Origin of the sequence: Flavobacterium coralii (assembly GCF_019891545.1) — a bacterium.
GTDB classification, from domain to species: Bacteria; Bacteroidota; Bacteroidia; order Flavobacteriales; family Flavobacteriaceae; genus Flavobacterium; species Flavobacterium coralii.
In genome coordinates this window covers 66457-91595 of sequence record NZ_JAHDIU010000001.1, presented here as the reverse complement: position 1 = coordinate 91595, position 25139 = coordinate 66457, and the positions used below count along the sequence as shown (strand labels likewise).

Below are 25139 nucleotides of genomic sequence, written 5' to 3'. Positions count from 1 at the left end.
AAAACAACAAAAGCGGCTTAGGCCGCTTTTGTTGTTTTATACAGTACTTTTATAAAATTGCTTTTTCTTTTTCAAAGAGCAGCTTTATATTTTCATAAGAATTGGTAAGCACTTCTTTAATGTCATCGGGTTTAAGCCATACCACTTTTTCTATTCCTTCATCGGCCTGCCCCAGTAGTTTGCCTGTATAGCTCGTTTTCATTTCATACCAATAAGTAACTTTCAGTTTATACTGCCCGTTACGCTTAAATATATGATAGGTTTTTTGAAGTTTCTTGACAACCTTCAGGTTTTTAACGCCAGTCTCCTCTTCTACCTCACGCATGGCAGTCTGCTCCATATCTTCGCCTTTTTCAGTTCCGCCTTTTGGTAAATCCCATTTACCGTTCCTGAAAATAAACAGCACCTCTCCCCTGTCATTATACACCAGTCCGCCGCCTGCCTTAACAACAGGTATCTTTTCCTTCATTTTTTTAAGGATGGCTTTTTCGTCAGGATAATATAAAAAAGCCTTATTAACCTGATTATTAAACATCTTAATAATCAGTTGCTCTATATCTACGCTTTCCAGTAAAAACATCTGGAAATCGGTTTCCTTTTCAACCCTGTTAGTTAAAAAAAGCGGTTTATCGTTTACAAAAACTTTATACATTTGCAGTATGATTTTTAATACCGACACAGCCAAAAAAACTGCTGAATTGCTTTTACAAATAAACGCAATTAAATTAAATCCCAAAAGCCCTTTTACATGGGCTTCAGGATGGAAATCTCCTATTTACTGCGATAACCGCATAACCCTTTCATTTCCACAGATAAGGAATTTTATACGGGAGGAATTTGCCCGCAATATAGAAAAACTTTATGGAAAACCAGATGTTATAGCCGGGGTAGCTACAGGGGCCATTGGCATAGGTATGCTTGTGGCAGAGTATATGGGATTGCCGTTTGTATATGTGCGCCCTGAGCCTAAGAAGCACGGACGCCAAAACCAGGTAGAAGGCTTTTTACAGAAAGGTCAAACCGTTGTGGTGGTAGAAGACCTTATCAGTACAGGTAACAGCAGCCTGCAGGCCGTTGAGGCGCTAAAGGCAGCAGGGGCAAACGTAAAAGGCATGGTAGCAATATTTACATATGGGTTCGACGTTTCGACGGAGAACTTTAAAAAGGCGAACATACAGCTTAATACACTCGGTAATTATGACACCCTGCTGGAACTTGCCGTAGCCAAGCAATATATCACAGAGCAGGAACAGGAGACACTGTCGGCATGGCGCAAAGACCCTTCAACCTGGGGTGTAAATTCCATATAATCAATAAACCACACTACAAAATAATATGCAGTTACAAAGCCCAAAAGTAAAAGTTGAAAAATCGGCTCAATATATATTTGATTCCCTATCGGATGTAAAGAATTTTGAAAAGCTGATGCCTGAAAACATTTCAAAATTTGAGATTACAGGCGAAGAGTCTTTTATATTCGCCCTTAAAGGCATGCCCGAAATTAAGCTTAGGATAAAAGAGAAAGTACCTTACACAAAACTGGTGTTAGGCGCTGCAAGCGATAAGCTGCCATTTAGCCTTACTGGTAACATAACTGCCGTATCAGATGATTCATGCGAAATCCAGCTTGATTTTGAAGGTGAATTTAATGCCATGATGGCCATGATGGTTAAAGGGCCTATCAGCAAGTTTATAGAAACCCTTGCAGGCAACATGCACAAACTGTAAAAGCAATTTACAAATATCATAAAAAGCCTTTTAGTTAGCCTGAAAGGCTTTTTTTATTTACTTTTATACAAATTCGTAAAACTGCTATGAGAAAAACAATTATGATAATTATGCTTCTGGTTGCCGGCTTAAGCTATGCTCAGCCTCCTAAAGCAGAGCTTGATGCTGCCGTGCTTGCACAGGCCAATGCTATGGGTAAGGCATTTATAGAAGCCCGATATGAAGATTTTTCCGGATATACGCACCCGACGATAGAAATTATGATGGGCGGTAAAGAAAAGCTGGTATCCGAAGTAAGGCGCAGCTTTGAACAACTGAAATTAGAAGGAGTATCTTTTACAGATATTAGCTATGGTGCCCCATCTGAAGCATTGGTTTATGAGGGGCAGTTGCAATGTACACTGCCACAAATTATAGAAATGGAGGTAGAAAGCGGTACTGTTACAACAAGTACCATACTTATAGCCGTATCTATGGATAACGGAAAGTCGTGGTATTTTATAGACCCGGGAGACCAGGACATTAACACCATGCGAAAAATTATACCTACACTGAGCCCTAAGCTGCAACTGCCGGGCGGGCTTGATCCGGGGTTTGAACCCAATGAAGAAAAGCCGTAACAGGTTAAAGATTTTATAAAACAGGGTATGCAACAAAAGCTTTTTGTAAATTCATCACATAAAAACACCAGCCATGAAAGACATTAACGATTACCACATCCACTACGACCTTGACGATGAAATGAATGCGCAGGAACTGGTAGAGATACACGTGGGCGATGTTAACCTGCCAACAGGAAAAATTATTGCTGCCGACCCGTTCTTTACGCACGAACAAAGCACATTTTCGCGTACTGTGGAGCCTGATAAATACCCTGTATTTATATATGTTTCTGAAATTGACAGGCTGCACCACCGCGTGGCTTATGCAAAGATAAAGTTCAGGCCTGAAGAAGCTACAAAATGGATACTTGCCCTTACTGATGATTTGACAGAAGAAGAGCTTAATGATTTGGGAGATGAAGAATTTTATGGCTTTCCTGTTGAAAGCGGTTTGGCCTGCTTTCTGGATGAGGAAACCAATGCGCAACTGATAGCAAAAATGGATGAATTACAGGAAAGAAATCCTGAAGCCAATTATTATGATGAAGTGCTTGCAGAGGAATTCAGGGAATATTCCGGCAAGAATAATTTTTCACGCGAACTTGGCGACTGGAACGACCACCATCCGGATAAAGAATCTGATAATAATGTTATCATGTTTGCATCGGGCTGGGGCGACGGCTACTACCCTGCTTACTGGGGGCTTGATGAAGAAGGCAATACTATTGAGCTTGTTATCGACTTCCTGATAAACGAATATGATAATGAAGACGGGCTGGAATATGATGATGACCTTGACATTGAAGAGGAGGATTAATACAACAGCTGCACTTCTTTTAGCGAATATTCTGCAACGGTGTCATCTTCAAGCTGCACCTGCAGGTTCCCGTTAATAGAAACACCCTTTATAATACCCATGAATTTCTGATTATTTTTCTGGAAAGTCATGGGTACATTTTTTTTATATAGTTGCTGTAAATAGCTGTTCCAGATATGGCTTTCATCATGATGCAGCAGCCTTTGCACATTGTGCTTCAGCTTCTCGGCTATCAGCAGCATAACAGCATCAACATCAAACTCCCGCCCTGCTGCAACAGCCATAGAGGTAGCCTTTGGCAGCCCCGGAAAACTTTGCTGGTTAACATTAAGCCCGATACCGGCAATGGTATATATTTCCCCATTGCTGCGTATGCTGTTTTCTATAAGGATACCGCCAAGCTTTTTATTGCCTGCCAAAATGTCGTTAGGCCATTTTATACTTAATTGCGGTATTTTAAACTGCAAAAGTGCATCGGTTATACTTACAGCTACTGCTGCATTAAGGTAAAATATTGAGGCAACTTCTGTAAGCAAATCTTTTATTAATATGCTACATGTTAGGTTCTTGCCCGGCTCAGCGTTCCACTGTGTGCCCATTTGCCCCCTGCCAAGGGTTTGGTGTGCGGCAGCCACTATTGTAAAATTATCAACATGTTGTGTACCTGATAACTCTTTTAAGTAATCATTGGTAGAGTTAATGGCACTGAGTTTGATAATATTCATTTAAAAAATAAAGTATATCTTTTTAATCTTGTGTTAAGGTTCAAAAGTAAATACAAAAAATGATAACTTTGCGATATATATAAATTTTTAAATGGCGAAAAAAAACACAGGAAACGATGAGCTTTTAGCGAATATCATCAAAGGGATTGAAGAAGTTAAAGGAAATGATATAGATATTCTGGATTTAAGGGAAATCGACAACACCGTGTGCGATTATTTTGTAATATGCAACGGTAACTCCAACACTCAGGTGAATGCCATTGTTCACTCCATACAAAAAACAGTTTCGAGAGCTTTAAAAGATAAGCCGTGGCATGTAGAAGGTACAGAGAACGGCGAGTGGGTACTTATGGATTATGTTAATATTGTTGTTCACGTTTTCCAGAAGCACATCCGCGAGTACTACAACATAGAAAGCCTTTGGGGTGATGCAAGGATTACATCTATAAGCACTAACTACTAATTTAAGTTTCTTAAGAAAGGAGAAAAGCTAATAATGTCAAAAGATAATAAACCAAGTAAAACAAAAATAAGCCCCTGGCTTATATATGGCGGTATACTGCTAATATTTCTTGCAATTCAGCTGGTTGCCGGCGGTTCAGCATGGCAGGACCCAAAATCCACATCACTTTCCAATTTCTATAAATACCTGGATAGTGGTGAGGTAGATAAGGTTGTTTTTAATAAATCTACAGCAAAGGTTTTTCTTAAAAAAGAAGCCCTTGCAAAGCCGGAACACGAAAAGGTACCAAAAAAAGACCTGCTAAATAATGAAAACTCAGGGCCTCACTATTCTTTAGAAATAGGTAATGGCGAGCTTTTCCAGAAAAAGCTTGACGATGCGCTTGCCGCAGGCAAACTGAACAGCTATGACCCTGAAGCGGAAAGCATGTGGGGAGACCTGTTCTTAACACTGCTTCCAATTATTGTACTGGTTGCATTATGGATATTTATGATGCGCCGCATGGCAGGCGGGGGTGCCGCAGGCGGGGGCGGACAGATTTTTAATATTGGAAAATCTAAAGCCAAGCTGTTTGATGAGAAAAACGATATTAAGGTAACCTTTAAGGATGTTGCAGGATTAGAAGGTGCGAAAGAAGAAATTCAGGAGATTGTAGAATTCCTTAAAAATCCTGAAAAATATACCAGCATAGGTGGTAAGATACCTAAAGGTGCATTGCTTGTAGGCCCACCCGGTACCGGTAAAACCCTGCTTGCAAAAGCAGTGGCAGGCGAGGCAAAAGTGCCATTCTTCTCACTTTCAGGTTCAGATTTTGTTGAAATGTTTGTGGGTGTGGGTGCCTCAAGGGTACGCGACCTGTTTAAACAGGCAAAAGAGAAATCTCCTGCAATTATATTTATTGATGAGATAGACGCTGTGGGCCGTGCCCGTGGTAAAAATAACTTTTCCGGCTCTAACGACGAACGTGAAAACACCCTTAACCAGCTACTGACAGAAATGGATGGTTTCGGCACCAACACCAATGTTATTGTGTTAGCAGCAACTAACCGTGCCGACGTTCTTGATAAAGCTTTAATGCGTGCAGGACGTTTTGACAGGCAGATATATGTTGACCTGCCGGACATCAGGGAGCGTAAGGAAATTTTTGAAGTTCACCTTAAACCGCTTAAAAAGTCGGAAGACCTTGATACTGATTTTCTTGCCAAGCAAACTCCGGGCTTCTCAGGGGCTGATATTGCTAACGTGTGTAACGAAGCTGCGCTTATAGCGGCAAGGAAAGACAAAAAAGCTGTAGATAAGCAGGACTTTTTGGATGCCGTTGACCGTATTGTGGGCGGACTTGAAAAGAAAAACAAGATAATATCTAAAGAAGAGAAAAAAGCTATTGCCATTCACGAGGCGGGGCACGCTACAATAAGCTGGATGCTGGAGCATGCTCACCCACTGGTAAAGGTAACTATTGTGCCACGCGGGCAAAGCCTTGGTGCAGCATGGTACCTGCCGGAAGAGCGCCTTATTGTAAGACCGGACCAGATGCTTGACGAAATGTGCGCCACCATGGGCGGGCGCGCTGCCGAAAAGGTAATATTTGATAAAATATCTACCGGGGCGCTTAGCGACCTTGAAAAGGTAACCAAACAGGCACGCGCTATGATTACCATTTACGGACTTAATGATAAGCTTGGTAATATAACCTATTACGATTCTACAGGACAGGCAGAATATAACTTCTCGAAGCCATACTCTGAGGAAACGGCTAAAATGATAGACGAAGAAATATCTACTCTTATAGAGTCGCAGTACCAAAGGGCAATTAAAATTCTTGACGAGAATAAAGACAAACTGCTTAAGCTTGCCGATATACTGATAGAAAAAGAAGTTATTTTTAAAGATGACCTTGAAGTTATATTTGGCAAACGCCCTTTTGACACGCATGAGGCAGAGGTAATTACCGAAGCATAAGGATTACACCTTCATAAAATTTCACAAAAATCTTAATTCAGTTCCACAATTGAATTAAGATTTTTTTATCTTTGGGTTACTTCTGGATAAACTAAGGGAATTAATTTTATATGAGTCTTTTTAAAAAAATCTTTGGTGGCGCAAGTGATGTAAATAATGAGGAGAAGAACCAGGAAACAAGCCCTTTTCTTCCGGATGAGCAATTGCCTGCCGATGAGCTGTTTACCCAGAATTTCAGGAAAAACGGCGGAAAATTCCTTTATTGCGAAAACCTGCCAGAGGTTCATGAGCAGTTTTTAAATATACTCGAAGAAAATGACTGGTTTGAGTGCGAGGCACTTTGCTTTGAGCCAAAGCTCTACAGCCTTCTGGATGAAAACAGGCTGATGCACGATAAACCATCAAACCCTAAATTTTTACTTGCCGGTTGCGAAAACCTTGTTGCAGATGAAGGCTCTGTACTGTTATCATCTAACCAGATAAAGCAAAACAAGCCAAATGACCTGCCTGCCAACATTGTTATTTTTGCCACTACAAGCCAGATTGTATCAAACAAGAGTGACGGCTTGAGAGTTATTAAAAAGAAATACGACAAAGAATACCCAACCAATATTACCACTATAAAATATTTCGAAAAAGCAAAAGAAGAAGATTTCCTGCAATATGGCAGTGCACCTAAAAACCTTTATCTGCTGCTTTTAGAAGACCTTTAACATGAAAGAAAGCATCGTAAGGGCGCTTTCGGGCATCGTATATATTTTAGTGCTTGTTAGCGCTACTTTTTTTTCTGAGGTAACCTTCGTGTTGCTTTTTGCTTTTTTTATGCTGATTGCCATTACCGAATTTTGCCGCCTTGTTAACTACAAACCTGTTCTCCCTTATATAATTGCCTTAGCTTTACTGGCTTTATTTATTTATGCCGAAGATTACAGGGAGCTGCTCACAAATATATTTATCTCAATTTCTGTAATTGTAAACAGCATACTCCTTTACCAGCTATTTAATAAGAGGCCGCCACGCGCACTTACCCGCACACTTAAATTAGTAAAAGTAATAGGATATATAATTTTACCTTTCCTGCTTATAATGCGCCTGCCCTACCTTACCAAATGTGCGGGAGGCTTTATTTTTGTTCCTGATTTTATCATAAGTATCTTTATCCTTATCTGGATAAACGATACCTTTGCTTATATAACGGGTAAAAGTTTTGGCAAACACAAGCTCTTTGAACGTATTTCCCCTAAAAAGACCGTAGAAGGCTTTGCCGGGGGTATGGTTTTTACCATAGCAGGTGCCGTAATATTAAGTATATACTTAAAAATATTTGGCCTACCCCACTGGATAGCTACAGGTATTATAGTTGTTATTTTCGGAACTTTGGGCGATCTTGTAGAGTCGAGGTTTAAGCGCTTGGCAGGTGTTAAGGACAGCGGCAACATTATGCCGGGGCATGGTGGCATACTTGACAGGCTGGACAGTATAATATTTGCAATACCTTTCTTATTTTTGTACTATCAAATTATACACTATGTTTCATAAAGAAGGCGGAAGGATAATCCTTGTATCCATGGCACTGTGCCTGGCAGTAGTAATACTGGCAGATAAATTTTTAGATAACTACTGGATAGTAAAGGGTATTCAGGTTTTTGCGCTGATATTCCTTGTGCTGGTATTACAGTTCTTCAGGAACCCAAAACGTGCCGTTCAGGTTTCAGACCATTATGTTATAGCGCCTGTTGACGGAAAGGTAGTTGTAATAGAAGAAGTTTATGAACCGGAGTATTTTAAGGAAAAGAGGCTTCAGGTATCAATATTCATGTCGCCTATTAATGTGCATGTAACACGCTATGCCGCAAGCGGGCTTATTAAATTCAGTAAGTACCACCCGGGTAAATACCTGGTGGCATGGCACCCTAAAGCAAGTGAAGAAAACGAGCGTACCACAATAGTTATAGAAACTAAACTGTTTGGCGAAATACTATACAGGCAAATTGCAGGAGCGCTTGCAAGGCGCATTGTTAACTATGCGAAAGAAGGCATGCAGGTAGTTCAGGGTACCGATGCCGGTTTTATTAAATTTGGTTCGAGGGTAGATATTTTCCTGCCGCTGGGCACCGAAATTAATGTAAAGCTGAACGATAAAGCTATTGGAGGTAAAACAATAATTGCAACAAAAGCATAATACTATGCCTGAAAAGGATTTAGATACCCTTTTTCAGGAGGCTTATGAAAAAGCCTCTAATGTAAAAGAAGCATTGCCGCCTGATGTTATGCTGCGTATATATGCCTATTATAAACAGGCAACGCAGAATGCCGAACAGCTAAGGTATTTTCAGGCAGCAGACCTTCGGGACGGTTTTAAAATGAATGCATGGATGCAGGTGCGGCATCTTTCGGCAGATGAAGCAAAAAAGTTGTATATTGAAACTATAAATTCAGTAATCAAATAAAAAATCCAAGTATGAAAAAAGTAAAAGTATTCCTTTCTGCACTTGTAGTGCTTTCGGCATTGCAGTCATGCAAAGACAAAGAAGAGCTAAAGGAGGTTGTGGCAGTACCGGAGCCTCAGGAAGAAGAAGCCCCGAAAGTAGGTAACCCTGATGACGTAAAAGCCGATGAGGGCGCCTTTAACCTTGCAAAACTGCCTTATGCATATGATGCACTGGAGCCAAATATTGATGCCAAAACAATGGAAGTACATTACTCTAAACATTATCTTGGCTATACCAATAAACTTAATGCTGCTATTAAGGGTACAGATATGGAAACCAAAACCATAGAAGAAATACTTATGAACCTTGACATGAATAACAAGGACGTAAGGAACAATGGCGGCGGATATTACAACCACACACTTTTCTGGGAGATAATGGGCCCTAACGGCGGCGGAGAACCAAAAGGTGCGCTTGCAGAAGCTATTAAAAAAGATCTTGGCTCTTATGATGAATTTAAAAAGCAATTCTCTGATGCTGCTTCAAAACAATTCGGTTCAGGCTGGGCATGGCTTGTTGTAGGCAAAGACGATAAGCTGATGGTTACCAACACGCCAAATCAGGATAACCCGCTAATGCCCGGAGCTGCGGTATCAGGTAAACCTATATTAGGACTTGATGTATGGGAACATGCTTACTACCTTAACTACCAGAACAAGAGGCCTGATTATATAGAAGCTTTTTACAATGTTATAAACTGGGATGCTGTAGGAAAAAAATATGATGCTGCAGTTGCCAAATAATAATTGATACCTATAATGGAACAATCCGCCTCGCAAGGGGCGGATTTTCTTTTATATACCGTTGTCTTTTTAAAAAAAATTACAGACTTTTGATATCTTAACTATTATTTAAGATGAAATATTCATTTATATATGCAGCGCTTGTGCTGCTTTTGGTTTCCTGTAATGACGAGGAAAAAGCAAAAACCGAAAACAAGCCTACTGACTGGGATTTTTATGAGCTTAAAGGCGAAGTAAAAACTGTAAAGCATACCTCTAATGAGGTGCTTAATGTAAAGATGGAACCGGGCCAGACAAGGCATGAAAATCCGGCAGAGCACAATAAAGAACTGCACTTTAATGAAGAAGGTATGCTTGTTTTAGAGAAAAAAACCAACTCTTCAGGCGGACCTTTTGAACAAATAAAATACAACGGGCGTGAACACAAAACTGAAATTATTCAGTTTGTTAATAATGCACCCGGTATTAAAACAGAGTTTGCCTGGGATGAAACAGGAACACATAATACGCAGATTGCAAGGAGAAACCCTGATAACAGCCAGATTGACCGAAAGGTAATGCGCTATGAAAAAGGGATGCTTGCAGAAAAAACTTCTTACAACCAGGTTGACAACCCCATAGACAGGATTACCTATGAATATGACAAGAAAGGTAACCTGCTAGTTGAAAATCTCTATTTGGGTACAGAGTACATACAGGTGAAAAATGCGTACCAGTATGATAACAAAAACCGCAAAAAAGCTGAAAAGCGATATGATAAGGACGGTAATATATTATACACCACCCGCTATGAGTATGATGGTGATAAACTTGCCCTTAAAGAAGTTACCAATAAAGATGGTGAGGTGGAGTATTCTGAGAAATCAGTTTATGATAAAAATGGCAACTTACTGACAAAAACCTCTTATGATAATTTTGACAAATCAGAAACACAGGAAGTATATACCTATGATGACAAAGGCAATAAACAGACTTTTGCTGTGGTTAAAAATGGTGAGCCTGCGCTGAAAATGAGTTATAATTATGATGACAAAGGCAGCCTTGGGGAAACAATTATTACAGATGGTGCAGGAAACCAGATTGACAGCAGGAAGTATGTTTTTAAGTATGATGAAAAAGGTAACTGGACCGAAAAGATCATTTTCATAAACGAGAAACCTCAGTTTATTGAAAAAAGGGAAATAACCTATTACTAAATAGTAACACAAAAAGAAAGGCTGCCCTAATAAAGGCAGCCTTTTTATTTATATCCATAGTAAGTACCAAACTTATTTAAGGCTTAGCAGGCTTTGCTCTATAGTTGCAATTTTGGCAAGGGCATCAGCTTCTTTCTGTCTTTCCATAGCTACTACTTTTTCAGGAGCACTACTAACAAACTTCTCATTGCTAAGCTTAGCCTGAACCGATTTAAGGAAACCTTTGTTATACTCAAGCTCTGCTGTTAGCTTGGCTATTTCTTCCTCAACGTTTACGGCACCGGCAACAGGTATAAAGTATTCGTTGCTGCCCACCCTGAAGGCAAGAGCACCGCTAACGGCCTCTGTTACATAATCAAGGCTGCTAATGTTACCCAGTTTGCTGATAATGCTGTCAAATGTAGCAGCAGTATTTTCATTATTAACAACCTTAAGCGCTATTGCGTCTTTAAACGGTATGTTCTTGTCTTTTCTTATCGACCTTATGTTAGATATAACTTCTGAAGCTGTTTCAAACTCACTAATGATTTTTTCATCAAAACTTTTAAGCTCCGGCCATTTTGCAATAATAAGGGCTTCATCAGCACTTCTTTCAGTTATGTACTGCCATATCTCCTCAGTTAGGAATGGCATAAACGGATGCAGCAGCTTCAGGTTACTTTCCAGCATCTCAATGGCTTTTTCATAAGTTGCCTTATCTACAGGCTGCTGGTAACCCGGCTTGATCATCTCCAGGAACCATGAGCAGAAATCATCCCATACCAGTTTGTAAATAGCCATTAAAGCATCAGATATACGGTATTTTTCAAAGTGGTCTTCTATCTCTGCCAGTGTTTTCTGCAATTTGGCCTCGTACCATTCAATAGCCATTTTACTGTGTTCAGGTTGCGGTATGGCATCACTTACCTCCCACCCTTTTATAAGCCTGAAGGCATTCCAGATTTTATTTGCAAAAGCACGCCCCTGGCTGCAAAGCTCTTCATCAAACATAATGTCATTTCCTGCAGAGGCGCTTAACAATAAGCCTGTGCGAACTCCGTCCGCACCAAACTTTTCTATCAGGTCAAGCGGGTCAGGCGAATTGCCCAAGGACTTCGACATTTTCCTGCGCTGCTTGTCGCGAACAAGGCCGGTAAGGTACACATTACTGAAAGGCTTTTCGCCAGTATATTCATATCCGGCAACAATCATCCTTGCCACCCAGAAAAATAATATATCCGGGCCTGTAACAAGATCATTGGTAGGATAATAATATTTAAATTCTTCATTTTCAGGATTGAGTATCCCACCAAAAACAGCCATAGGCCATAACCATGAAGAAAACCATGTATCAAGCGCATCCGGGTCTTGTTTAAGGCTATCGGCAGTAAGTGAGCTATTACCTGTTTTGGCTTTAGCAAGTTCAAGCGCCTTTTCTTTTGTTTCGGCAACTACAAAATCTTCTTTGCCATCACCAAAATAATAAGCCGGTATCTGCTGCCCCCACCATAGCTGGCGCGATATGTTCCAGTCGCGGATGTTTTCCATCCAGTGGCGATACGTGTTATTAAAACGGCTTGGGTACAGCTTTACCTCATCACTCTCCAGTACTGCTTTTATGGCAGGCTTTGCCAATCCTTCCATCTTAAGGAACCATTGGTCGCTAAGCCTCGGCTCTATTACCGCCTTTGTCCTTTCGCTGGTACCTACTTTATTTACATGTACTTCTGTCTTAACAAGGAAACCTTTTTCTTCAAGTTCTTTGGCTATGGCATCACGAACCTCAAAACGGTCTTTACCTTCATAATGAAGGCCGTAACTGTTAAGCGTGGCATCTTCATTAAAAATATCTATAATTTCAAGGTTGTGCCTGTCGCCAAGTTCTTTATCATTAACATCGTGTGCTGGTGTAACTTTTAAGCAGCCTGTACCAAACTCCATATCTACATACTCGTCAAAAATTACGGGTATGATGCGATTGGCTATAGGTACAATAGCTTTTTTGCCTTTTAAATGGGTGTAACGCTCATCATTAGGGTTAATGCAAATAGCAGTATCACCTAATATTGTTTCAGGGCGTGTGGTGGCAATAGTTATATATTCTTCATTTCCTTCTACCTGATATCTTATATGATACAGTTTACCCTGTCTTTCTTCATAGTTTACCTCTTCATCGCTAAGGGTAGTTTTAGCTTCAGGGTCCCAGTTAACCATGCGGTAACCGCGGTATATAAGCCCTTTGTTATACAAGTCTACAAACGATTTTATAACCGAAGCGGTCATATCATCATCCATAGTAAACTTGGTGCGCTGCCAGTCGCATGATGCGCCCAGCTTTTTAAGCTGGTCCAGTATTACGCCGCCATATTTGTCAGTCCACTCCCAAGCATGCTTTAAAAATTCTTCGCGTGTAAGGTCATTTTTATTTATTCCTTCTTTCTTCAGTTTGTCTACCACTTTGGCTTCAGTAGCAATAGATGCATGGTCGGTACCCGGCACCCAGCAGGCATTAAAGCCTTTAAGGCGCGCGCGCCTTATCAATACATCCTGAATGGTGTTGTTAAGCATATGCCCCATGTGCAGTACCCCTGTTACGTTTGGCGGCGGTATTACTATTGTATAAGGCTTTCTGCTGTCGGGCACCGAATGGAAATAATTATTCTCCATCCAGTAATCGTACCATTTCTGCTCTGCCGCTTTGGCGTCAAATTGAGAAGGTATAGTCATAATTTATTTAGTATATAAAGTATTGCAAAAATTGGTTTAATTTTTGTAAAATTGTATGCAAAAGTAACCATATAAGTATAATTTAAAAAAAACAGGGCGCATTATTTGCCCTTTAAATTAACTTAGCTATTTTTACGGTGAACATTAAAAATTAGAAAATGAAAAAATTTTTAGGTTTAGTAGCCGCAGTACTTATCAGTGCGGCAGGCTATGCCCAGAACGGGCCAAAAATTGAGTTTAAATCTGATACTGTAGATTTTGGTACGGTATATAAAGGTGAAGACAGCGGCATCCGCACGTTTGAGTTTACCAATACGGGTAATGAACCTCTTATCGTTAAAGATGTAAAATCTACCTGCGGCTGTACGGTACCTTCTAAACCGACAGAGCCAATAATGCCGGGCAAGAGTGATAAGATTGAGATAAAATATAACATGAACCCGGGGCCAATCCGTAAAACCATTACCATAATGACAAATGCGGTAAACGTAGAAAATGGCATGGTGGCTGTAAAAATTAAAGGGGAAGTTATTGCCCCCGAAAATGTCAATATACTCGAAAAGAAAAAAGCTATACCTAATCAATAAAACGGTATAACTTTACAAATACTCATGCCCCTGCAAAGCAGGGGCATTTTTTATAACAATAAAACATTGTCTTTTACAGAATTTGAGGGTGTAAAAATTATAAAATATGTAAAAAATATCAGAAATTTGCCCAACACATATGTAAATATTTATTTCAATGCCTAAAGTATCATTAAAAGGGCAGCAAATGCCTGAATCGCCTATAAGGAAATTGGTTCCCTTCTCGGAAGCAGCCAAGCAAAAAGGAGTAAAAGTATATCACCTTAACATAGGGCAGCCTGATATTAAAACGCCCCATGCCGCACTGGAAGCCGTAAAAGATAATATTCCTGAAATACTGGAGTACAGCCACTCGGCAGGGTTTGACAGCTACAGGGAAAAACTGGCGGCTTATTACCAGAAAAGCAATGTTCAGGTTAACAAGGCTGATATTATAATAACCACAGGCGGCTCTGAGGCACTGCTGTTTGCTTTAGGCAGCACAATGGATGCAGGCGATGAGATAATCATACCTGAGCCTTTTTATGCCAATTACAATGGCTTTTCGGTAGCTTCGGGCGTAAAGGTTGTTCCGGTAATATCTACCATAGAGGAAGGTTTTGCACTGCCTCCTGTAGCCGATTTTGAAAAACTGATTACTGCAAAAACAAAAGCGATACTTATATGCAACCCCGGTAACCCTACTGGTTACTTATATACTGAGGAAGAAATACAGCAACTTGCAGAACTGGTTAAAAAGCATGACCTTTTCCTGATTGCTGATGAGGTGTACCGCGAATTTACCTATGATGGCGACCAGCATTACTCGGTAATGAATGTGCCGGGCATAGAGGAGCACGCTATAATGATAGACTCTGTTTCTAAACGCTACAGTATGTGCGGTGCCAGGATAGGCTGTATTGTTTCTAAAAACAAGGCTGTTATGGCTGCTGCCATGAAGTTTGCACAGGCGCGCCTTAGCCCGCCAACGCTTGCACAGATAGCCAGTGAAGCCGCACTTGACACCCCGCAGGACTATTTTGACGAAGTTATAAAAGAATATAAAGACAGGCGCGACACGCTTGTTGCAGGCCTTACCGAAATTGAAGGTGTTAAGGTTGCCACACCAAAAGGTGCTTTTTACTGTATTGCCAAACTGCCTGTTGATGATGCCGATAAATTTGCACAATGGCTGCTTGAAAGTTTTGAACTTGAGGGCGAAACCGTAATGGTTGCCCCGGCGGCAGGTTTTTACTCTTCCCCTAATGTAGGTATGGATGAAATCCGTATTGCTTATGTGCTGAATAAAGAAGATCTTAAACGTTCTATCACCATTTTAAAAGAAGCTTTGAAGCAGTACAACAGCTAATAAAAATGACCACCATAGTAAAAGCCCCATATCAGGGGCTTTTTTATTGATTACAGGTTATCTAACTGGTTAGTTTGCTTGTTATCACTTATTGTCCAAAAGAAGCCAACAAAAAAGAACCTGTCAGCCGGCTGCGTGATTGCCTGCCTTGCGAATGTTCCGTCTGTACCGGGCGCATTGGCATATTCATAGCCAAATATGTTTTGGTTGCCTGTTATATTAGAAACAGAAAAGTAAACAATTTTCTGCTGGCTAACCAGCCATGCCCAGCTAAGGCTAAGGTTATGGTATGCAGTAGTCTTTCCATTCATAAAAGCATCTTCGTTAGGGTTATCATAAGGCCTTCCGGAGTTATACATATAGGTAACACCCAATTGCGAACGAAGGCTGTTAACCCAATATTTTGTAACTACAGAAAAATTATGCTTTGCAATATAAGATGGCGTTACAGAATATTCGTAGTTCCTGTAATCACGCTCGCTGTCTATATATGAGTATGACACCCAATACTCTAAATTCTTAACCGACTTATTATCGCGCCAAAAAAGGTCGATCCCTTTGGCGTAACCGTCACCACTGTTACTAAATACCGAATTATACTGTGGTGCGTTGGTATCAAACTTTACAAGGTTTCCGTAATCTTTATAATATGCTTCTGCCCTGAGTGTATAACCGTCGGGACTATACATATAATTCAAAATATAGTGCTTTGTCTTTTCATAATTCAGGTTTTGGGCATACTTTAGGTAGTCCTGACGCGGAGTTTGGTAAAAATCGCCATACGCCAAAGAAAATTGTCCATTTTTACCTGTTTTATAAGCAAGTGCCGCACGTGGCTCTACTGATACCTCATCAGGAATTTGCGAATATGAGCTTCTTAAACCTGCTTTAAGCGCAAACTTTTTAGAAAAGAAAATATCTGTTTCGGCATAAGTGGCAGCTATGTTATTCGTATAACCGCTTTTAAAGCTGAAACCTGTAGGTTCTTTGTACTTTTCATCAAAATCAGTCAGAAAATAGTCGGCGCCAAACGTAAGTTTAAACCTGTTGGTTACAGTCTTTTTAAACTTTAGCTTTATATGGCTGCTGTGTTCATCATTATTTACATCATTAACATCAATTCCTATTTTATTGTTGCTGTAACCGTAAGAAAGCCCCGTGTGTATTGTCCACATATTAGGTAGAACGCCATTATAGGATGTATTAACATACAGGTTGTTATTATCAATACCTGTTCTTACAGGTACTGTCGCGTTTATACTTTCCTGGTTAATGCTGAAATCGGCACTGTCAAAAGCGGCATAGGCTTTAAACAAACCGTTTTTAAGCTGGTACCTGTAAACCGTTTCACCCGATAACGACTGGTAAGGCTTATTCCAGCTTACATCTTGCGGCACAAGCCACTGATAGGGTTCTAAGTTGATGTAGGCAGTATTAAAGGTAAGTGAACTTTTTTCCCATTTTTGGGTATTGCCAAGGCCAAGGCCAACAGTCATTAAAGAAATGTCGGTTTGCTCCTGTACCGGTTCATCTATTGTATTCAGCAATAAAACACTTGACAGCGCTTCTCCATACTCTGCCGAATAGCCTCCTGTAGAAAATGTCATACCCTTAAAAAGAAAAGGCGAAAACCTGCCGCGTGTCGGTATATTAGCAGCCGCCGCACCATAAGGCTGGGCTACCCTTATGCCATCAACAAACGTTTGTGTTTCGTCGGCCTCGCCGCCACGTACAAAAAGCCTTCCGCTTTCGCCTACCGCCTGCGTGCCGGGTAGTGTTTGCAGTGCCGCGATTATATCGCCTGCGCTACCTGCCGTTGTAACAATATCGAGCGGTTTTAAAACTGTTGCTTTGGTATTATCGCCCGCCTGAAAAGTACCTGCTGATATTACAACCGCATCAAGAGTGTTTACATTTTCGCGCAGCTTAAATGTTTGTGGCTTATATTGTTCTACTGTTATTGGCTGTTGGATTTCTTCATAAGAAAGATAGGATACTACCAATATTTTCTCTCCTGTTGCTGTTGTTTTAAAAGAAAAAGTACCGTCTTCTGCTGTAAGGGCACCATCATATGTACCCTGCAGGTAAATGTTTGCAGCAATTACAGGATTGCCTTTTTCATCAGTTACGCTTCCGCTTATTGTTGTTTGAGCACCTGCTAATGTTGCCGTTAATGCCAGTAAAATTGTAAATAGAGTTTTCATTCTGTCGGTTGGTTTTGATACTGCAAATTTGCACAGGCAGACACAGCTTTAATAATAAATAGTACCGAACTGTTAAATGAAAGGGATGAACTGTTATATTGAAGAAAATGGCTATTTTAGCCGACAAACCGTTAAAACCAACCAATGAAAAAACTCATCATGCTACTGTTTACAGTCAGCATTGCCGCTATTGCTACTGCACAAAACACTTACCAGCCGGGCTACTACATTACTAACAGCGGTAACCGTATAGATTGTCTTATACTGAATATAGCCTGGAAAAATTCCCCAACTGAATTTCAGTTTAAGATGAGCGAGAATGAACAGCCTGTTATTGCCGATATAAAGACCGTGAAAGAATTTAGTGTAGATAATGCATACAAATTCAGGAGGTTTACAACCAAAATGGAACGTTCTGCAAGCGATGTGAATAAGCTAGACCGCACAGCGGAAGCACAATGGAAAGAGGAAACTATTTTCCTGAATGTGCTGGTTGAAGGTAATGCAACCCTGTATAAGTATGAAGACGGCAACATGATTAAATACTTCTTCAGCACAGGGAACCATGAAACCGCCGAACAACTGCTGCACAAAGAATATGTTGTAAATGGTGTAATAATGAAAAACAGTACCTATAAACAGCAACTCTACAACCTGATGAAAGATAAAATAACTTCTACCAATACGTTTGAGAGACTGCAATATAAAAAAGCTCCGCTTGTAGATCTTTTTGTAGAGTATAACGGCGATGCCGACAGCAAAAACCTTACTGCAAAGCAAAACAAGGACAGTGTAAACCTTAAGATAAAAGCCGGGGCAGGCCTTGCAATGTTAACTACAGAAAATGTTGTAAATAATTATGCTATGGATTTTGAGAGTAAAGCCGTTTTCAGGATAGGTGCCGAAATGGAATATATCCTGCCGTTTAACAATAACAAATGGTCATTGTTTATAGACCCGTATTACAGTACGTATTCGGCTGACGGAAATAATGGTGCTACCAGCTATTCCGCCGAGTATAATTCTGTATCATTGCCCGTTGGTGCACGCCATTACTTTTATATAACCAACGATTCGAAGATATTTGTAAATGCCATGATGTCTTTTGATTTTGTGGTGGGCGATGCCGCAATTAAATACAACCTCAACAAACTGGACATTGAAAAAACAAGCCACTTTGCCGCAGGAGCAGGCTACGCCACAGGTAACCTGAGCGCCGAGATACGCTACGATTTCAGCAGGGGATTACTGAACAGGTACCAGTACTGGGCTTCAGAATATGAAACATTCGGGCTTATCTTAGGGTACAAGTTTTTATAGCCAAACAGGATTATTTACAACAAAGCCTTCTTAACGGAAGGCTTTGTTTATTAAAAGTTAATGTTGTATGCACTATGGCGGGTTGTTGCTACTTTTAATAAAAAACTAAACCTACAATGAAAAGTTTATTAAAAGCATTACTTGCCGGCTGGGGCGCCCGCAAACTGGGCCTGGGGTGTGTTGGCACCATTATAGCATTTATAATACTATACTACCTGTTGGGGTATGTGTTTTAAGAGAAAAGCCTTTCCACGTCAGGAAAGGCTTTTTGATTAGTTATTATTCATAAGTAATAATATCTCTTTTATATGGAATATTATTAGTCCCTATATAAGTAACAATAACAGGGTACCCATCGTCATCAAATTCATATTCTCTTTTTACAACCCCTCCTCCTTCAGATATTTGCAGTGGATAATTTGCTCTTCTTAATGACACCGATCTCTCCCAGTATAAATTTTCATTTGCTTTAAATGCTCCAAACTGGTTTAAACCAATATCATATACACCGCCATCGCTTAAGTTTACATTAATGTAATCCCCTTTAACTTCAGTTTCCATATCATATGTATAAAATGCTGTTTGAGTAATCACATAATCACCAATATTTTCATCGAATTCAAAGATTTTCCTTTGAGTTAAGTTTCCATTTTCATAAGTTCCTTCTATGTAGTCAGAGTTCTCGGAAGTACCTGCCGATTTATAAACGTTACCTTCTGCGTCAAGAAAGAAAAAAGTGTTACTGATGGTAGTCTGCCCGAAAGAATCAACTTGAAATGAAGATCTCAGTACCTGATTGGGTACATCATAGTTAAAGTCTATACTTCCCTGAGAAGTATGTGGGCTTGTACTTGAAATATTATGTTGTATGCTCGTAAGCCTGCCTTGATTATCATACTCAAGAATCTGATGTAGGTAATCAGTTCTATCTGTGAAGATATATTCATAGTGTACTTCAATAAGTCTACCTTCACTATCATGAGTATAAAATGCTTCCCTGTGTACATTGCCTGTACTTAAACGATAAGCTCTTAATTCTTTCAGAAGTCCATTATCGTATATTTGTTCTTCAATATAATCAACTTCAGTTGATTGGTCACTAAAATATTGCCTTTCTATTTTAATAAGTTCTTTTTCAACCGGAGGATTATCATCAGTATTAGAGTTAACAGATTCATTGTCATCCGATGAGCACGACAACAATGAGAAAGCTATAAAAGCAAGAAATAATTTAATTTTCATTGATAATTAGTTTGATGTTTAAGGAGCAAATAAACAATTTTTAATTCAAATCAAAAAGCCTTTCCTGACGTGGAAAGGCTTTTTGATTAATTATTCTCGGTGTACTTTTTATAATTATCGAGTATGGCCTGCCAGCCCGCTTGCTGGAAATCTGCGGGGTGTATATTTTCAGGGTCAAAAACTATCGTTACATCAGTACTATTATTGTTTGCAGTAAAAGTTACATCTACCCTCCTGCCATCGGGCATGGTGTAGGTAAACGACTCACCCGGATTCACCTCATCATAAACCGCTTCAAAATCAAAACCCATACTGCCGTCTTTTGCTTCCATACGGGCAATATATTTACCGCCGGGTTTCATATCATTTTCCGCCCACGGGCACTGCCAGTCGTCCGAAGCAAAATTCCATTGCGTAATATGCTCCGGCTGTGTGTAGAATTGCCATGCTTTGGCAGCATCAGCATCAACCGTGGCTGTAACAGTAATTTTTTCAGTATTCATAGTTATATCTGTAATAGTTGAACAATCTTTAAATCCTTTAATCTTCAATCAGTATTACATATTCCTCCTGTACTGCCCACCTACCTCAAACAATGCTGAAGTAATCTGCCCTAATGAGCAAACTTTGGTCGCCTCCATCAGTTGTTCAAAGATATTCTGGTTTTGAATGGCAGCATCCTGAATGTTAGCCAGTTGATTTTTAACCGCATCCGCATACACCTTTTGCAGGTTTTCAAGTGTTTTTATCTGGAACTGCTTTTCCTCTTCGGTAGCACGTATAACCTCTGCCGGGATAACCGTTGGCGAACCTTTACTGCTCAGGAAAGTGTTTACACCAATAATCGGGAATTCGCCTGTGTGTTTCAGCGTTTCATAATACAGGCTTTCTTCCTGTATTTTACTGCGCTGGTACATCGTTTCCATAGCGCCCAGCACGCCCCCACGCTCTGTAAGGCGGTCAAATTCAGTAAGCACAGCTTCCTCTACCAAATCGGTAAGCTCTTCTATTATAAACGAACCCTGTATCGGGTTTTCATTCTTGGCAAGCCCAAGCTCTTTGTTGATGATTAGCTGTATTGCCATTGCCCTGCGTACGCTTTCCTCTGTCGGGGTAGTAATGGCTTCATCATAAGCATTGGTATGTAGTGAGTTACAGTTATCATAAATAGCATACAATGCCTGTAATGTGGTGCGTATGTCGTTAAAGTCGATTTCCTGTGCGTGCAGTGAACGCCCTGATGTTTGTATGTGGTATTTAAGCATCTGCGCACGCTCGTTAGCACCATATTTATTTTTAAGCGCCTTAGCCCATATTCTCCTTGCCACGCGGCCAATAACCGCATATTCAGGATCTATACCGTTACTGAAGAAGAACGACAGGTTAGGCCCAAAGTCGTTAATATTCATGCCACGGCTCAGGTAGTACTCTACATACGTAAAACCGTTAGCCAGTGTAAAGGCAAGTTGTGTAATCGGGTTGGCTCCTGCTTCGGCAATATGGTAACCTGATATAGAAACCGAATAGAAGTTCCTTACATTCTTTTGTATGAAGTACTCCTGAACGTCGCCCATAAGCCTCAAGGCAAACTCGGTAGAGAAGATACAGGTATTTTGTGCCTGGTCTTCTTTAAGTATATCCGCCTGAACGGTACCGCGTACCTGGCTTAGTGTGCGTATCTTAATTTCGTTATATACATCGGCAGGCAGTACCTGGTCTCCGGTTACGCCAAGCAGCATAAGCCCAAGCCCGTCATTACCCTGCGGTAACGGCCCGTTATACTTAGGGCGCTCCATGCCTTTATCGGCGTATATTTTGTTTATCTTTTCTTCAACCTCTTTTTCAAGGCCGTTTTCTTTGATGTATAATTCACACTGCTGGTCTATAGCCGCATTCATAAAGAAGCCAAGCAGCATAGGCGCAGGCCCGTTAATAGTCATACTCACCGAAGTCATCGGGTGGGCCAGGTTGAAACCTGAATACAGCTTCTTGGCATCGTCAAGGCAGCAGATAGATACACCTGCGTTACCTATTTTACCGTAAATATCCGGCCTGTAATCAGGGTCGTTACCATAAAGGGTTACACTGTCAAACGCGGTAGACAAACGCTTTGCAGGCATACCCAAACTAACATAATGGAAACGCCTGTTGGTACGTTCAGGACCACCTTCTCCGGCAAACATACGGGTTGGGTCTTCGCCTTCCCTTTTAAAAGGGTAAAGCCCTGATGTGTATGGGAACTCTCCCGGCACATTTTCCTGAAGGCACCAGCGTAGTATATCGCCCCATGCCTGATACTTCGGCAATGCCACCTTTGGTATCTGCGTGTGAGAAAGTGACTCGGTATGCGTTTGTATTTTTATTTCCTTATCTCGTACCTTAAATGAATATACCGGATTCTTGTATTTGTTTACTTTATCATCCCATGTAAGTATCACTTCCCAGTTATACGGGTCGAGATCCATCTTTACACGGTCAAACTCTTTCAGTAAAAGCGACAGCAATTCCTGCCTGCCGTCTGCCCCTTCAGAAGCAGTAAGGCTAACAGAAGTTTCCTCTATCCCGGCTTTAGTTATTTCGGGTTTTTTACCCGATACGGTTTCTATGGTCTTATAAATACCATACAGCTTTTGGGCCACTTCCTGCTGCGTGGCAGCCACCTCATCATACTTGCGGTTGTTCTCTGCAATTTCGCTAAGGTAGCGCGTGCGGTTTGGCGGTATCACAAATATCTTCTCGCTCATTTCGCGTGTAATCTCAAAAGTAGATTTCAGTTCTGCACCTGTTTTTTCTACTATTTTGTCCATTATACGCTTGTAAAGCGTGTTCATGCCCGGGTCGTTAAACTGCGAGGCAATGGTACCAAACACAGGCAGTTCGTCAGGGTTGGCATCCCATAGGTTGTGGTTGCGCTGGTATTGCTTCTTCACATCGCGAAGTGCATCAAGCGAACCCCGCTTGTCAAACTTATTAATTGCCACAAGGTCAGCAAAATCAAGCATATCGATTTTCTCCAACTGTGTGGCAGCACCAAACTCCGGTGTCATTACATATAGTGATACATCACTATGGTCTAATATCTCGGTATCGCTTTGCCCGATACCCGAAGTTTCTAATATTATTAAGTCATATTTAGCCGCTTTAAGCACCTGTATTGCCTCTGCAACATACTTACTAAGGGCAAGGTTGCTTTGCCTTGTGGCCAGCGAACGCATATATACCCTCGGGTTATTTATGGCATTCATCCTGATACGGTCGCCAAGCAGTGCCCCACCTGTCTTGCGTTTAGACGGGTCAACCGAGATAAGGCCGATGGTTTTTTCAGGAAAATCGATAAGGAAACGGCGTACAAGCTCATCTACTAAAGATGATTTACCCGCACCGCCTGTACCGGTTATACCTAATACAGGAATATGTGTGGTTTCATTTTTTTTATGGATAGTATCAAGCGTTTCTTTTGCTACATCCGGAAAATTCTCCGCAGCCGAAATAACCCTTGCAATAGCAGTTGGGTTCTTTTCTTCCAGATGATTAACTTCTCCGTTAAGCGAATCGCCAACAGGATAGTCTGCCTTTTGTACAAGGTCGTTTATCATGCCCTGAAGGCCAAGCTCGCGCCCGTCGTCAGGCGAATATATACGCGTAATTCCGTAATCATGAAGTTCTTTTATTTCGTCCGGCAGGATAACACCGCCACCGCCACCAAATATTTTTATATGCCCTGCCCCTTTTTCTTTAAGCAGGTCATGCATATACTTGAAGTACTCATTATGCCCACCCTGATAAGAGGTCATGGCAATAGCATTGGCATCTTCCTGAATGGCGGTATTTACAACTTCTTCCACGCTGCGGTCATGCCCCAGGTGAATCACCTCTACACCGGTTGCCTGTATAATTCGGCGCATTATGTTTATGGCGGCATCGTGTCCGTCAAACAATGATGCGGCAGTTACTATTCTTACTTTATTTTTAGGAGTATAGGGCTGTGCTTGTTCCATTATGAATAATATTCAATTTTAAGCACGCAATTTACGGAATTATTAAAAATTTCAAAGCAGATGCAGCAGATAAAAATATATATGACAAGTGTTTATTGCCTATTCTTTTCACTGGTATTTTGCTTTGTCAACTTTAGCACATCGGGTATTGCCTGAGAGAGCAATGTGGTAAATATACCTATGAATAAAGAGTCGCTTATATTAAAACCGGCAGCATAATACAGCACGGCAGTTAGTGCTGCAGCAATAACTATAAATATTACTATGAGTTTAAAGATTTTCATCAGAAACAAACATAACAAACAAACCTTACTTAACAAAATGATGTAGAGCACCATCTTGCATAAAAAGCACTCGTGTTCTAAAAGTATGAGCCTTATCATGTACCGGAAACCATTCCCTGCCGCTCTCGGCTACTATGAACAAACCGTCATCATCGCCTAAAACTGTAAATTTTCCGCCGCGTGGCTGCCGGTGAAAATCAGGAATGCCAAACTTAAGATTCAGTATATCGGCAAATGCAGGCACTTTAGATGCTACCAGCCCAATCTCGCTTATAGAGATATAAGAAGCAGCACTAAAAGCGGCATTATCATAACTGCGGCTGGCATAGCGGGTTATCAGCTCTACTATATTTCCGTTATTATCGTAAAAATAAAAAGAGCGGGCATCCCAATTTGTAAAATCGGCTACATCATTACCCTGAACCGGTAATATGTCCACCAATGGCTTAACTGCCTGTAGTGCTTCTGTAAACCGATTGTTAGGAACATCTATAGCAAAGTGGTAAACAGGCTTAACATCTTCTGATTTACTAAAAATCAGCCTTGTAAAGCCTATTTGATAATACAGCCTGCGATTGTCCTGCTTAAGGTAAGGCTGCAGCCCCAGCACCCTTCTGTAGAAAGCTTCAGTTTGGATAAGGTTGTCGCTCAGCAGTTCAAGTTCAAGTATTTTCATACGGGCCTGATTGTAAATGGCTGTTACTAAGTTAGTTTATTTATAT

The 25139-nt window shown here is 40.7% G+C and carries 24 protein-coding genes; 15 read left to right on the top strand and 9 right to left on the bottom strand.

The window, feature by feature from the left end:
- Nucleotides 1-49: 49 nt before the first annotated feature.
- On the bottom strand, nucleotides 50-652 hold the full coding sequence (locus tag KJK34_RS00435; RefSeq protein ID WP_223051874.1) for an NUDIX hydrolase: 603 nt from the start codon (nucleotides 650-652) through the stop codon (nucleotides 50-52).
- A 7-nt stretch (nucleotides 653-659) separates the two neighbouring features.
- On the opposite strand from KJK34_RS00435, the gene pyrE reads away from it, so the two are divergent.
- The 4 genes from pyrE to KJK34_RS00415 all read left to right on the top strand — a co-directional run bounded on the left by pyrE (nucleotide 660) and on the right by KJK34_RS00415 (nucleotide 3147).
- Complete coding sequence (gene pyrE, locus KJK34_RS00430) at nucleotides 660-1310, top strand: orotate phosphoribosyltransferase (RefSeq protein ID WP_223051873.1); 651 nt, start codon at nucleotides 660-662, stop codon at nucleotides 1308-1310.
- A gap of 25 nt (nucleotides 1311-1335) precedes the next feature.
- Nucleotides 1336-1728, top strand: coding sequence for an SRPBCC family protein (locus tag KJK34_RS00425; RefSeq protein WP_223051872.1), 393 nt, complete (start codon nucleotides 1336-1338; stop codon nucleotides 1726-1728).
- An 86-nt stretch (nucleotides 1729-1814) separates the two neighbouring features.
- On the top strand, nucleotides 1815-2348 hold the full coding sequence (locus tag KJK34_RS00420) for a hypothetical protein (protein ID WP_223051871.1): 534 nt from the start codon (nucleotides 1815-1817) through the stop codon (nucleotides 2346-2348).
- A 73-nt stretch (nucleotides 2349-2421) separates the two neighbouring features.
- Complete coding sequence (locus tag KJK34_RS00415) at nucleotides 2422-3147, top strand: DUF4241 domain-containing protein (protein ID WP_223051870.1); 726 nt, start codon at nucleotides 2422-2424, stop codon at nucleotides 3145-3147.
- Here KJK34_RS00415 and KJK34_RS00410 read toward each other — a convergent pair.
- Complete coding sequence (locus KJK34_RS00410; RefSeq protein WP_223051869.1) at nucleotides 3144-3872, bottom strand: biotin--[acetyl-CoA-carboxylase] ligase; 729 nt, start codon at nucleotides 3870-3872, stop codon at nucleotides 3144-3146. The genes KJK34_RS00415 and KJK34_RS00410 overlap by 4 nt on opposite strands.
- Before the next feature lie 91 nt (nucleotides 3873-3963).
- Here KJK34_RS00410 and rsfS point away from each other — a divergent pair, with 91 nt between their 5' ends.
- The 8 genes from rsfS (at nucleotide 3964) to KJK34_RS00370 (ending at nucleotide 10728) form a co-directional block, all read left to right on the top strand.
- Nucleotides 3964-4335 (top strand): ribosome silencing factor, encoded by a 372-nt coding sequence (rsfS, locus tag KJK34_RS00405; protein WP_223051868.1) that lies wholly within the window; start codon nucleotides 3964-3966, stop codon nucleotides 4333-4335.
- Nucleotides 4336-4368: 33 nt separating this feature from the next.
- Nucleotides 4369-6297, top strand: a complete 1929-nt coding sequence (ftsH, locus tag KJK34_RS00400; RefSeq protein ID WP_223051867.1) for an ATP-dependent zinc metalloprotease FtsH — start codon at nucleotides 4369-4371, stop codon at nucleotides 6295-6297.
- 110 nt (nucleotides 6298-6407) lie between these two features.
- Nucleotides 6408-7010 (top strand): LUD domain-containing protein, encoded by a 603-nt coding sequence (locus KJK34_RS00395; RefSeq protein WP_223051866.1) that lies wholly within the window; start codon nucleotides 6408-6410, stop codon nucleotides 7008-7010.
- Between the two features lies 1 nt (nucleotide 7011).
- Nucleotides 7012-7836, top strand: a complete 825-nt coding sequence (locus KJK34_RS00390) for a phosphatidate cytidylyltransferase (RefSeq protein WP_223051865.1) — start codon at nucleotides 7012-7014, stop codon at nucleotides 7834-7836.
- Complete coding sequence (locus KJK34_RS00385) at nucleotides 7826-8479, top strand: phosphatidylserine decarboxylase family protein (protein ID WP_223051864.1); 654 nt, start codon at nucleotides 7826-7828, stop codon at nucleotides 8477-8479. The genes KJK34_RS00390 and KJK34_RS00385 overlap by 11 nt, the downstream gene beginning before the upstream one ends.
- 4 nt (nucleotides 8480-8483) lie before the next feature.
- Nucleotides 8484-8747, top strand: coding sequence for an acyl-CoA-binding protein (locus KJK34_RS00380; protein ID WP_223051863.1), 264 nt, complete (start codon nucleotides 8484-8486; stop codon nucleotides 8745-8747).
- 11 nt (nucleotides 8748-8758) lie between these two features.
- Nucleotides 8759-9532 (top strand): superoxide dismutase, encoded by a 774-nt coding sequence (locus KJK34_RS00375; RefSeq protein ID WP_223051862.1) that lies wholly within the window; start codon nucleotides 8759-8761, stop codon nucleotides 9530-9532.
- A gap of 113 nt (nucleotides 9533-9645) precedes the next feature.
- A complete protein-coding gene (locus KJK34_RS00370; RefSeq protein WP_223051861.1) occupies nucleotides 9646-10728 on the top strand; it encodes an RHS repeat domain-containing protein in 1083 nt (360 codons plus the stop codon).
- 72 nt (nucleotides 10729-10800) lie between these two features.
- On the opposite strand, the gene KJK34_RS00365 is transcribed toward KJK34_RS00370, so the two are convergent.
- A complete protein-coding gene (locus KJK34_RS00365; protein ID WP_223051860.1) occupies nucleotides 10801-13434 on the bottom strand; it encodes a valine--tRNA ligase in 2634 nt (877 codons plus the stop codon).
- A gap of 158 nt (nucleotides 13435-13592) precedes the next feature.
- On the opposite strand from KJK34_RS00365, the gene KJK34_RS00360 reads away from it, so the two are divergent.
- Both KJK34_RS00360 and KJK34_RS00355 read left to right on the top strand, forming a co-directional pair.
- Nucleotides 13593-14021, top strand: coding sequence for a DUF1573 domain-containing protein (locus tag KJK34_RS00360; protein WP_223051859.1), 429 nt, complete (start codon nucleotides 13593-13595; stop codon nucleotides 14019-14021).
- 157 nt (nucleotides 14022-14178) lie between these two features.
- Nucleotides 14179-15369 carry a pyridoxal phosphate-dependent aminotransferase gene (locus KJK34_RS00355; protein ID WP_223051858.1) on the top strand — a complete coding sequence of 397 codons (1191 nt, stop codon included), beginning with the start codon at nucleotides 14179-14181 and terminating at the stop codon, nucleotides 15367-15369.
- A 50-nt stretch (nucleotides 15370-15419) separates the two neighbouring features.
- Here KJK34_RS00355 and KJK34_RS00350 read toward each other — a convergent pair whose 3' ends face one another.
- The gene (locus tag KJK34_RS00350; RefSeq protein ID WP_223051857.1) at nucleotides 15420-17573 is read right to left on the bottom strand and encodes a TonB-dependent receptor; all 2154 of its coding nucleotides are present in this window, start codon (nucleotides 17571-17573) and stop codon (nucleotides 15420-15422) included.
- A 144-nt stretch (nucleotides 17574-17717) separates the two neighbouring features.
- Here KJK34_RS00350 and KJK34_RS00345 point away from each other — a divergent pair, with 144 nt between their 5' ends.
- Nucleotides 17718-18893, top strand: a complete 1176-nt coding sequence (locus tag KJK34_RS00345; protein WP_223051856.1) for a hypothetical protein — start codon at nucleotides 17718-17720, stop codon at nucleotides 18891-18893.
- A gap of 279 nt (nucleotides 18894-19172) precedes the next feature.
- On the opposite strand, the gene KJK34_RS00340 is transcribed toward KJK34_RS00345, so the two are convergent.
- The 5 genes from KJK34_RS00340 to KJK34_RS00320 all read right to left on the bottom strand — a co-directional run bounded on the left by KJK34_RS00340 (nucleotide 19173) and on the right by KJK34_RS00320 (nucleotide 25093).
- The gene (locus tag KJK34_RS00340) at nucleotides 19173-20135 is read right to left on the bottom strand and encodes a hypothetical protein (RefSeq protein WP_223051855.1); all 963 of its coding nucleotides are present in this window, start codon (nucleotides 20133-20135) and stop codon (nucleotides 19173-19175) included.
- Nucleotides 20136-20221: 86 nt separating this feature from the next.
- On the bottom strand, nucleotides 20222-20638 hold the full coding sequence (locus KJK34_RS00335) for an SRPBCC family protein (protein ID WP_223051854.1): 417 nt from the start codon (nucleotides 20636-20638) through the stop codon (nucleotides 20222-20224).
- A gap of 54 nt (nucleotides 20639-20692) precedes the next feature.
- Nucleotides 20693-24133 carry a methylmalonyl-CoA mutase family protein gene (locus KJK34_RS00330; protein ID WP_223051853.1) on the bottom strand — a complete coding sequence of 1147 codons (3441 nt, stop codon included), beginning with the start codon at nucleotides 24131-24133 and terminating at the stop codon, nucleotides 20693-20695.
- A gap of 92 nt (nucleotides 24134-24225) precedes the next feature.
- Nucleotides 24226-24417, bottom strand: coding sequence for a hypothetical protein (locus KJK34_RS00325; protein ID WP_223051852.1), 192 nt, complete (start codon nucleotides 24415-24417; stop codon nucleotides 24226-24228).
- 25 nt (nucleotides 24418-24442) lie between these two features.
- Nucleotides 24443-25093 carry a VOC family protein gene (locus KJK34_RS00320; RefSeq protein WP_223051851.1) on the bottom strand — a complete coding sequence of 217 codons (651 nt, stop codon included), beginning with the start codon at nucleotides 25091-25093 and terminating at the stop codon, nucleotides 24443-24445.
- Between the last annotated feature and the right edge of the window lie 46 nt (nucleotides 25094-25139).

Coding starts and splice junctions, on each gene's coding strand:
- KJK34_RS00420 (WP_223051871.1), top strand. CDS start 1,815: ATGAGAAAAACAATTATGATAATTATGCTTCTGGTTGCCGGCTTAAGC.
- KJK34_RS00435 (WP_223051874.1), bottom strand. CDS start 652: ATGTATAAAGTTTTTGTAAACGATAAACCGCTTTTTTTAACTAACAGG.
- rsfS (WP_223051868.1), top strand. CDS start 3,964: ATGGCGAAAAAAAACACAGGAAACGATGAGCTTTTAGCGAATATCATC.
- KJK34_RS00330 (WP_223051853.1), bottom strand. CDS start 24,133: ATGGAACAAGCACAGCCCTATACTCCTAAAAATAAAGTAAGAATAGTA.
- KJK34_RS00355 (WP_223051858.1), top strand. CDS start 14,179: ATGCCTAAAGTATCATTAAAAGGGCAGCAAATGCCTGAATCGCCTATA.
- KJK34_RS00390 (WP_223051865.1), top strand. CDS start 7,012: ATGAAAGAAAGCATCGTAAGGGCGCTTTCGGGCATCGTATATATTTTA.
- KJK34_RS00325 (WP_223051852.1), bottom strand. CDS start 24,417: ATGAAAATCTTTAAACTCATAGTAATATTTATAGTTATTGCTGCAGCA.
- KJK34_RS00410 (WP_223051869.1), bottom strand. CDS start 3,872: ATGAATATTATCAAACTCAGTGCCATTAACTCTACCAATGATTACTTA.
- KJK34_RS00415 (WP_223051870.1), top strand. CDS start 2,422: ATGAAAGACATTAACGATTACCACATCCACTACGACCTTGACGATGAA.
- pyrE (WP_223051873.1), top strand. CDS start 660: ATGATTTTTAATACCGACACAGCCAAAAAAACTGCTGAATTGCTTTTA.
- KJK34_RS00340 (WP_223051855.1), bottom strand. CDS start 20,135: ATGAAAATTAAATTATTTCTTGCTTTTATAGCTTTCTCATTGTTGTCG.
- KJK34_RS00385 (WP_223051864.1), top strand. CDS start 7,826: ATGTTTCATAAAGAAGGCGGAAGGATAATCCTTGTATCCATGGCACTG.
- KJK34_RS00345 (WP_223051856.1), top strand. CDS start 17,718: ATGAAAAAACTCATCATGCTACTGTTTACAGTCAGCATTGCCGCTATT.
- KJK34_RS00350 (WP_223051857.1), bottom strand. CDS start 17,573: ATGAAAACTCTATTTACAATTTTACTGGCATTAACGGCAACATTAGCA.
- KJK34_RS00395 (WP_223051866.1), top strand. CDS start 6,408: ATGAGTCTTTTTAAAAAAATCTTTGGTGGCGCAAGTGATGTAAATAAT.
- KJK34_RS00425 (WP_223051872.1), top strand. CDS start 1,336: ATGCAGTTACAAAGCCCAAAAGTAAAAGTTGAAAAATCGGCTCAATAT.
- ftsH (WP_223051867.1), top strand. CDS start 4,369: ATGTCAAAAGATAATAAACCAAGTAAAACAAAAATAAGCCCCTGGCTT.
- KJK34_RS00380 (WP_223051863.1), top strand. CDS start 8,484: ATGCCTGAAAAGGATTTAGATACCCTTTTTCAGGAGGCTTATGAAAAA.
- KJK34_RS00370 (WP_223051861.1), top strand. CDS start 9,646: ATGAAATATTCATTTATATATGCAGCGCTTGTGCTGCTTTTGGTTTCC.
- KJK34_RS00335 (WP_223051854.1), bottom strand. CDS start 20,638: ATGAATACTGAAAAAATTACTGTTACAGCCACGGTTGATGCTGATGCT.
- KJK34_RS00365 (WP_223051860.1), bottom strand. CDS start 13,434: ATGACTATACCTTCTCAATTTGACGCCAAAGCGGCAGAGCAGAAATGG.
- KJK34_RS00360 (WP_223051859.1), top strand. CDS start 13,593: ATGAAAAAATTTTTAGGTTTAGTAGCCGCAGTACTTATCAGTGCGGCA.
- KJK34_RS00320 (WP_223051851.1), bottom strand. CDS start 25,093: ATGAAAATACTTGAACTTGAACTGCTGAGCGACAACCTTATCCAAACT.
- KJK34_RS00375 (WP_223051862.1), top strand. CDS start 8,759: ATGAAAAAAGTAAAAGTATTCCTTTCTGCACTTGTAGTGCTTTCGGCA.